Origin of the sequence: Streptomyces sp. NPDC048479 (genome assembly GCF_040651435.1) — a bacterium.
Lineage (GTDB): Bacteria > Actinomycetota > Actinomycetes > Streptomycetales > Streptomycetaceae > Streptomyces.
The window spans coordinates 1-7,660 of record NZ_JBEZKA010000080.1 but is presented as its reverse complement, the minus strand read 5'-3'; the positions used below and the strand labels follow the sequence as shown (position 1 = coordinate 7,660).

General features: G+C 63.6%; 6 protein-coding genes and 2 pseudogenes. 5 read left to right on the top strand and 3 right to left on the bottom strand.

Features of this window, described 5'->3' with window-relative positions; translation table 11 throughout:
* Positions 1-152 precede the first annotated feature (152 nt).
* Positions 153-308, top strand: a pseudogene (locus AB0D12_RS40780) (sigma factor-like helix-turn-helix DNA-binding protein); the annotation flags it as partial.
* 6 nt (positions 309-314) lie between these two features.
* Positions 315-1,001 carry a hypothetical protein gene (locus tag AB0D12_RS40775; RefSeq protein ID WP_362695030.1) on the top strand — a complete coding sequence of 229 codons (687 nt, stop codon included), beginning with the start codon at positions 315-317 and terminating at the stop codon, positions 999-1,001.
* On the opposite strand, the pseudogene AB0D12_RS40770 reads toward AB0D12_RS40775, so the two are convergent.
* Together AB0D12_RS40770 and AB0D12_RS40765 are read right to left on the bottom strand one after the other, a co-directional pair.
* Positions 982-1,657, bottom strand: a pseudogene (locus tag AB0D12_RS40770) (transposase); the annotation flags it as partial. The gene AB0D12_RS40775 and the pseudogene AB0D12_RS40770 overlap by 20 nt on opposite strands.
* A gap of 1,811 nt (positions 1,658-3,468) precedes the next feature.
* Positions 3,469-3,933, bottom strand: a complete 465-nt coding sequence (locus AB0D12_RS40765; protein ID WP_362695027.1) for an integrase core domain-containing protein — start codon at positions 3,931-3,933, stop codon at positions 3,469-3,471.
* Positions 3,934-4,404: 471 nt separating this feature from the next.
* Between AB0D12_RS40765 and AB0D12_RS40760 the strand changes: the two genes are divergently transcribed.
* The 3 genes from AB0D12_RS40760 to AB0D12_RS40750 all read left to right on the top strand — a co-directional run bounded on the left by AB0D12_RS40760 (position 4,405) and on the right by AB0D12_RS40750 (position 7,330).
* Positions 4,405-6,090 (top strand): PucR family transcriptional regulator, encoded by a 1,686-nt coding sequence (locus AB0D12_RS40760; protein ID WP_362695024.1) that lies wholly within the window; start codon positions 4,405-4,407, stop codon positions 6,088-6,090.
* Positions 6,091-6,825: 735 nt separating this feature from the next.
* A complete protein-coding gene (locus AB0D12_RS40755; RefSeq protein WP_362695021.1) occupies positions 6,826-7,059 on the top strand; it encodes a hypothetical protein in 234 nt (77 codons plus the stop codon).
* A gap of 31 nt (positions 7,060-7,090) precedes the next feature.
* Positions 7,091-7,330: a Scr1 family TA system antitoxin-like transcriptional regulator gene (locus tag AB0D12_RS40750; RefSeq protein ID WP_362695018.1), complete on the top strand. Its 240-nt coding sequence runs from the start codon at positions 7,091-7,093 to the stop codon at positions 7,328-7,330.
* 6 nt (positions 7,331-7,336) lie between these two features.
* Here the strand turns inward: AB0D12_RS40750 and AB0D12_RS40745 are convergent.
* The coding region (locus AB0D12_RS40745) for a transposase family protein (protein WP_362695015.1) at positions 7,337-7,660 on the bottom strand (324 nt) is incomplete at its 5' end.

Below are 7,660 nucleotides of genomic sequence, written 5' to 3'. Positions count from 1 at the left end.
AACCAGAGGTCTTGGAGGAGTTCGTCAGCCACAACCGCTCATGTTCGCGGCTTCGGTGACGCTCCGTGGCTCTGCACGGAAAGTGATCCAGAACCTGAAGACTGACCCCGTACTGCTCCGGCAACCTTGACCCCCCTGATCATTCTTGGAGGGTGCTAAAGGTGGAGGACTGGGCAGAGATACGTCGGCTGCATCGTGCGGAGGGCGTGCCCATCAGGGAGATCTCGCGGCAGCTGGGGGTGGCTCGGAACACAGTGCGGGCCGCGTTGTCCTCAGATCGGCCGCCGAAGTACGAGCGGGCTCCGCGCGGGCAGGTGACGGACGCGTTCGAGCCGCAGATGCGGGCCCTGCTGAAGGAGTGGCCCCGGATGCCGGCCCCGGTGATCGCCGAGAGGATCGGTTGGCCGTACTCGTCGGCGCCCCTGCGCAAGCGGCTGGCGTTGATCCGGCCGGAGTATGTCGGCATCGACCCGATCGATCGGGTGACTTACGAGCCGGGGCAGATCGCGCAGTGCGATCTGTGGTTCCCGGAGACGAAGGTACAGGTCGCCGTGGGTCAGGAGCGGGTGGTGCCGGTGCTGGTGATGGCGCTGGGGGTTCTCCCGGTTCATGACCGCGACGATGATCCGGACCCGGCAGGCCGGCGACATCCTCTCAGGCATGTGGTCGCTGATCAGCGGGATCGGCCGAGTGCCGAGGACGTTGGTCTGGGACCGGGAGTCCGCGATCGGCGGGACCGGGCGGGTGACCGCTCCCGCGGCGGCGTTCGCCGGGACGCTGGCGACCAAGATCAGGCTCGCGCCGCCTCGCGACCCTACGTGAGGAGCCGTCAGCTTGCTGACGGCTCCCTTATGACGAGAGTTGGCGGGGTTTTCGGGTCCGGGCAGACTGATGGCCCGGCTGTCGCGTCGGGTGTGCGCCGGGTTCCACAGTTCCGGCAGGTGGAGCAGGTTGTCGGGACGGGTGAAGCTTCTTGTCAGCCGGGTTCGGAAGAACGCTGAGCCGGTTGATCGCTGCTGTGATCACGTCGGTCCATGGCCAGGTGTGGGCCAGCCTGAGGTAGCGGCGTCGGCCGGAGGTGACCAGTTGGCCGGCCGTGGAGAACAAACGCAGGCGGAGCTTTTTGACCTCCCAGCGACGGGCCGGGCCGGTCAGCCCCAGCATCGGCAGCCAGGCCAGCAGATCCAACGCGAGCGAGACATCTGCAGCCAGAGCTGGTTCTGGGCAGCTCCGTGCAGCGGCAGGTTGCGCAGGCGGGTCGCTCGCGCGGTGCGGATGCGGTCCTCGCAGCGGGCCCGGCGGCGGTGGCGCAGTTCCAACTCCGCGATCGGGGAGTTCTTGGTGTTGGTGGCGAAGCAAGTGATTCGGTTGCCGTCGATGTCGGTGATGTGCAACTGGGCGCCGGGGTGCGGCCGTTCCTTGCGACGATCAGCCGCAGACCTTTCGGCCAGCCCTTGAGGACGTCTCCGGCGAGTTCGGCGACCCAGGCGCCGTCACGGACCTGCCCCTGCGGCTCGACGGCCGCCGTCCAGGCCGATGCCGGAATCTTCAGGACGGCCTGGTGGATGGCGTCGGTGATGGTCATCCCCACCGAATACGACAGCCATCTCCCCTGCTTGGAGAGCCAGTCGACGAACTCGTGGGTGCCGCCGCCCGAGGCCGGTCGCGCGGGCTGCACGGATGCGGTCCTCGGCGCGTGCCCGCTGGCGGTGGCGCAGTTCGACGTTGATGCTCTGGCTGGGCTCGGCCACGTTGCCCAAGGTCTTCCCGCTCTGTGCGCGTTCAATTTGACGCCGTCCCACGGATGCCGTAGGTCGTACCGCTCGAAGTCGCAGTGAGCAAGTCAAGGGAGCCGTAGTGCACTTCAGGGACTGGGCAGCAGGAGACGCACGCTGGGGAAGATGGGGCCCTGACAGCGATCCCGTGGAAGGAGTGGACCGCAGGCCGTGGGCTCTTCACGACTTCGCCTTGATCCGCGAAGTCCATAGCAGCCGGAGGTCCTCGTCTGTCCTGGCACGGGCGAAGCACTCCGGCGGCCGCGCTGTCATCACCTACCTCTTCGCCTCCGGCTATTCCAGCGCAAAGACTATTGAGAGCATACGAGCCGATACCGAAGCGCTTCACTGGTCAGAAGATCCGCACCTGATCCGAACCAACGGGTATCGCATCGGCCCCCATGGGGTGGCGGTGATCTCCGAATTCGTCCCCGGACTATCGCTTCGCGAGATCCTGCAGGCCGTGAAGATCCTGCCGCTGAAGGCAGCTTTGGCGGTAAGCGTGCAGGCCCTAGAGGGAATCAGCGCATCTCAAGAAGCTGGCGTGCTGTTTCGCAACGTCACCCCGGAATCCGTCATGATCGGTTCGGACGGGCACGTGAAGGTGGAGGGATGTGATTGGAGCGGTGTCCTCTGGCGAACCGAAGCCACGCAGCCGGGTAGTGATACCCGCACGGTGACATCCCTACTCATCGAGTGCCTGACGGGTGAACCCTTGCCTGCAGAGCCCACATCCGACGACGATCCGGCACTCCAAGCTATTAGGTGCACATCCGCCAGCTCTTTGATCCCATTGCTCCACTGGGGAATCGCCCAGGCACAGAGCCCCCAGCCAGTACATGCCCGGGAGTTCGCAAGGGCTATCACTGACTGGTCTGTCTCCGCACTAGGGGCAGAATGGGAAGAACGCGGCAGGGAGGAGATAGGCCACATAGTATCCACACTGACAGGCAAGAGTCCGGCCCCTCCCTCATCTGCCAACCTGCGAAAGAAGTCGACAAAGCAGACACGGATCGCGTCCGTAGGACTCGTTCTGTGCATAACGGGCACGGCCACACTTGCCGTCAAGGCGGCTGATGCCCCGCAGGAGCGGTCGGCTCCTGCGCGAGAGGGCACCAGCGTCCGGAATTCACCCAAGCGCGGTTCTGTCGGGGAAGCAGAAACGTCCGGGTCTCTACGAAATCTATCGCCGTCTCAATCAATCTCTGCCACCCGTCTTCCCACCAATCAGGAAGAGGGCCGACCCGCTGCCGCATCCGGAAGCCCCACGGTGAAGGCTCAACAAGGAAGCCCTCCGCCGACCCGCGGGGTTCCCAGGTTCGTGAGAACGGTGAGCATCCCTGAACTGCGGTTCACCTCAGCCAACAAGGTCACGGCCGTTGTGACCGTCACGTCAACGACGACCGCCCCCTTTACTGTCACCATTTCCTGGTACGACGCCACCATCGGAGGGACACTCGCCTCACCGGAGAGCAGGAGCGGCAACTCCCTCTCTGTGCAACTGCAGGGGAGTCGCCGCTACGCAGTGACGGCCAGCCATCAGTTCGCCGGCTCCGCCTGTCACGGCATCCGGGCACAGATAGTCCCTACCACCCAAGACAACGATTATCGCACCATCACAACGTGCTGAGCAGGTGGCACAACGGTGGTAACAACGTGGGTTGGCTATTGAGGATGTGCAACTGACGGAGGACTATGACAGTGGGTTCTGGGCTTTCTGCCGGAGTCGTTCGTAGGGTGTGTGGCCGGTGAATGCGCCGTGGGGGCGATCGTAATTGTAGTAGTCCTCCCACTCCTGGAGTTTGGTGTTGAACAGGTTGACGTCGTCGATGGCCTGTCCCTCCAGGAGGCGGTAGAACTCTTCGGAGTCGATGCGGTGGGACCGTTCGACCTTGCCGTTCAGCCGCGGCGTGCGGGGCTTGATGCGGACGTGGCCGATGCCCTTGTCGAGCAGGTGCCAGTGGAAGGCTGGACCGAATTCCTGGCCGTTGTCGGTCTGGACCTGCTCGACAGCGAACGGCAGCTTGACCAGAACGTGGTCGGAACTGGATCGCGGTCTTCTGGTCGTTCCGCGGATAGGCGCGCAGGACCCGCAGCCGCGTGCAGTTCTCTCCCGGAGCTCTTGGCAGGTCGTGACTCCTGCGACTACTACGGGCACTCCGTCGCCATAGGGCTCGCGCCCCGTAGACGATCCCGTGGTACGTCTTCGCGCTGGGCCATTACCGCACACCCACCAGGTGGCCACTGCCGGCACACCCCGGCGGCGCCGAAGAGCACCTTCGGCTGAGTTGCTGTGACCGGCTCGCCACGATCGTTGCGCTACACGCCACCGGGGCTGCCCCTGCCAGGCGTCGTCGATCCAGCGCCGGAACTGGTTGTTGGCGCCCTCCAGCAAGCCCTGTCAGCGATCTCCCGGTCTGGAAAGAGCCACCGCCCTCAAACGGTGTTGCAATCCCAGCAATCACAATTGGCCTTGAGGTGCGGCTTCCCTACGCTTACGTAGCCGACGGGCGCACTCCTGGGGGCATCTTGCGCGGCCAGCCTCTTTGAGGGGAGGGCTGCGGGACAAGGACAGTGCGCGGACTGCTCCACCGAAAGGGCCGGGCGGCTCGCCGGACAAGGAGCAGCGATGGTAACGCTGGCGGATGTGCTGGAGATGGACGTCATCAGACGCGGCGCACCGGCGGTGGTCGCCGGCCAGCAAGGCCTTACACGGCTAGTGCGGTGGGTCACTGTTCTGGGGGCGTCATCCTGTTCACGGACGCTACGTCCGAACGACCTTCTGATCACCTGTAGTGACGCCTTCGCTGATGACGTGGAGAGCCAGAGAAGGATGATCCAATCTATGGCGGAATCAGGGGTCAGTGGGCTTGTGGTGCTATCGGGGCACGGGCACGCCGGAACGTTGCCCATCTGCCTTGTCCGCAGCGCCGAGCAGTACCAGCTGCCACTTATTACCTGTGGTCATCCGACCAGCCTCAGAGAGGTAACTGAAGCAATAGGCCGGACGATCTTCAGTCGTCAGTTGCAACGCCTTACCGAGCTAGACGAAATCCACCGGACTTTCAACGAGCTATCCCTCGAGGGCGCGAACACTTGGCAAGTCGTCCAACACATGGCTGAAATCGCACGATGCCCGGTAGTACTGGAGAGCTTGTCCCACCAAATACTCGCCTATGAGGCCGCCGGCTACACACGCGACATTCTGGAGGACTGGGAAGAGGTCTCGCGCCGGATACGTACAGCTGGGCGGACTTTTTATGATGCGAGCACGGGCTGGCTCAGCACTGCGGTAGGAGCACGCGGAACGGACTGGGGCCGTGTGCTCATGCTCGCACCCAAACAGGAACAGCAGATTTCACTGCATCCCAATGAAGATGTGCTTGTAGCCACCCTGGAATGTGGGGCAGCGACGCTTGCCATGAATAAAATGACCATACATTTTCACGTCAACGCCGAACGCAGAGCACATGCCGAACTGCTGGGCAGTATCCTTTCGCACTCATTGATGAATAGCGAAGTCGCCTTGCGGGCCAAGTCTATGGGACTTCCACTCGACCGGGGGTCCTTGGTCGGTCTGGCGGTGCGTCATCGCCCAACTGCTCTGCCCAGACAAGGGACAGAAGTCCGCCAACTGGAGGATACGGTTCGGACAGCATTGCACCGTCACAAAATGAAGGGCTTGGTGGCAACAGTCGACGACGCGGTGGCCATCCTGCTGGTCCTCGGCACTCGAGGCGATCAGGCGCTTGAAACCATGACCACAGGACTCCAGCAAGCGCACCGCCAGCTCATTGAGAGCACGCGCCGAACGGATATAGGCCGCCAGGACGAACTCATCATTGCTGCAGGATCTCTGGTGACTTCTATGGGAGAGGCAAGGACAACCCTCACGCAAGCAATCAGTATTGCGGCGACCGCCCACCGCACGCATCTGGCTTCCCCTCGGGAGTTTCACTACCAGTTCCGCGATCTCCACGTAAGCGGGCTCCTGGATCAGTTGCGTAATGACAGTCGACTGCAGAGTTATGTCGAGCAAGAGATCGGCCCCTTGCTGGACCATGACGCACGCCGCGGTACCGATCTCACGGCCGTACTCGCCGCCTATCTGCAATGCGGAAGGAACAAGACCGCAGCAGCAGAATCAGCCGGCATGTCTCGCCCTTCCTTCTATGACAGGCTGGATCGAATCGAACGGGTCCTCTCAGTAGACCTAGATGATCTGCAGAGCTGCTTCTCTTTGCATGTCGCTGTCCAAGCCTTGGAAGCCATACGGCCGCCCGATTCCCCTGAGGAATTGCGTGAGGCGCCGTAAGGTCTCCAGCCCGGCAGTTCGTCGCTGATCCTTCGCTTGGCGACAGGTCGCCTCGCTCATCCCGACGTCGGGTGGTCTACGCCCAGTCGATGCCGCAGAAGCTTCAAGTAGGCCCTCCTCGAACGCAGATGGCGCATGGAGCCAGGGCAGGAAAACGCCATGCCCTAAGGGAACGACTCGCCGGTCCGGTATTCCGATTGGCAGTTCGCATCCCCAGCGGTCGGCAAGGGCCCCAGTCATCCGCTACGCCCTCAGCCCTGAGTGGCGTCTTGGCCGCTGTCGGAGTCCATCTTGTCGCCCTTCCAACCTGTATTTCGGGGTAGGTGTTCACGCTGGTGCGGTGCTTGCCGAGCTCGAGGGGGCCAATGCGCCGTCGCCGCACCCAGCCGCCCGTCTACGTCTCGGGGTCGATTCTCTCGTAACGGAACGGGGTGGGCTGGCCGTTGCGGAGAGGGGCCATGCGGCTCATTCCCCACGGGGCGGGCCTACCACTGACTATGCTGCGCTGTGCGTTCATGCGACTTCTCCTCTACTCGTAGCGACTATTCGCGCCCGGCGCTCTGCCGGGCGGTAGTTGGTACCCGCTCTGATCACACAGCCGGGGAAGGTCCACCCCTGTCGGGCTTAACGGCGCGGGGAACGCCAGATCCCGTCCGGCAGGGAGCTCAGGGACACATCCATCCGCGCCGTCGATGTGGCGACACTGCTTATCTCTCCCAGACAAAGATCAGCTTGATGGAGAACGGTCGCCGCCGGATCAGCCAGCGCGATGTCCGCGATCTGTGCCAGATCTACGGGGTGGTGGACCGCCAGGTCGTCGATCCCCTCATGAGGATGGCCAAAGAGTCCGGCCAGCAGGGATGGTGGAACTCCTACGGCGACATCCCATACGGCGCCTACATCGGACTGGAGGCGGCGGCCGCCGCCATCCACGCCTACGAGTCCTTGGTCATCCCCGGTCTGCTATAGACCCCCGCATACGCCCGAGTGACTGTCGAAGATGCCTCATGCCACCGCCGAACAGATCAACACGCGACTCCAGGTACGACTGCGCCGCCAAAACCGACTCAGCGAACCGGGGCGGCCGCTTCGCCTGTGGGCGGTGCTCGACGAGTTAACCCTGTGGCGGGTCGTCGGCAGCCGCGAAGTCATGCGTGAGCAACTGGAGTACCTGGTCCACATCAGCGAACAGCCACACATCATCTTGCAGCTCCTCCCATGCGAAGTAGGGGCACACTGAGGTCTTTCAGCGTTGCCGCTCCAGGGTGAGGACTGCCGCGGCGATTGACGTCATTCGATTCGGGCTGCACCGGGATCTGCGGAAGATGCGCCAGGACTTCAGTCGTGCGACGCCGCGTTCGACCGGTGCCCGTGCGTCGGTTTGCTGGGTCGGTGTGAGCTCGCGGCCCGGTGGGCGTCTGAGGGGTGTTGTCACCCACGAGCCGGCTCCCATGTAGGCGCGGTCGGCGAGGATGGGGACGCCCTGGCGTTCGCAGATCCGGATGATCCGATGGGCGCGGGCGGCCGTCAGGTCGTGGGCACGGCCCGGCAGCACGGGTGAGATCCACAG

Excerpts from the sequence above, each read along its gene's own strand:
- AB0D12_RS40760 (WP_362695024.1), top strand. The coding sequence starts at position 4,405 with ATGGTAACGCTGGCGGATGTGCTGGAGATGGACGTCATCAGACGCGGC.
- AB0D12_RS40755 (WP_362695021.1), top strand. The coding sequence starts at position 6,826 with ATGGAGAACGGTCGCCGCCGGATCAGCCAGCGCGATGTCCGCGATCTG.
- AB0D12_RS40750 (WP_362695018.1), top strand. The coding sequence starts at position 7,091 with ATGCCTCATGCCACCGCCGAACAGATCAACACGCGACTCCAGGTACGA.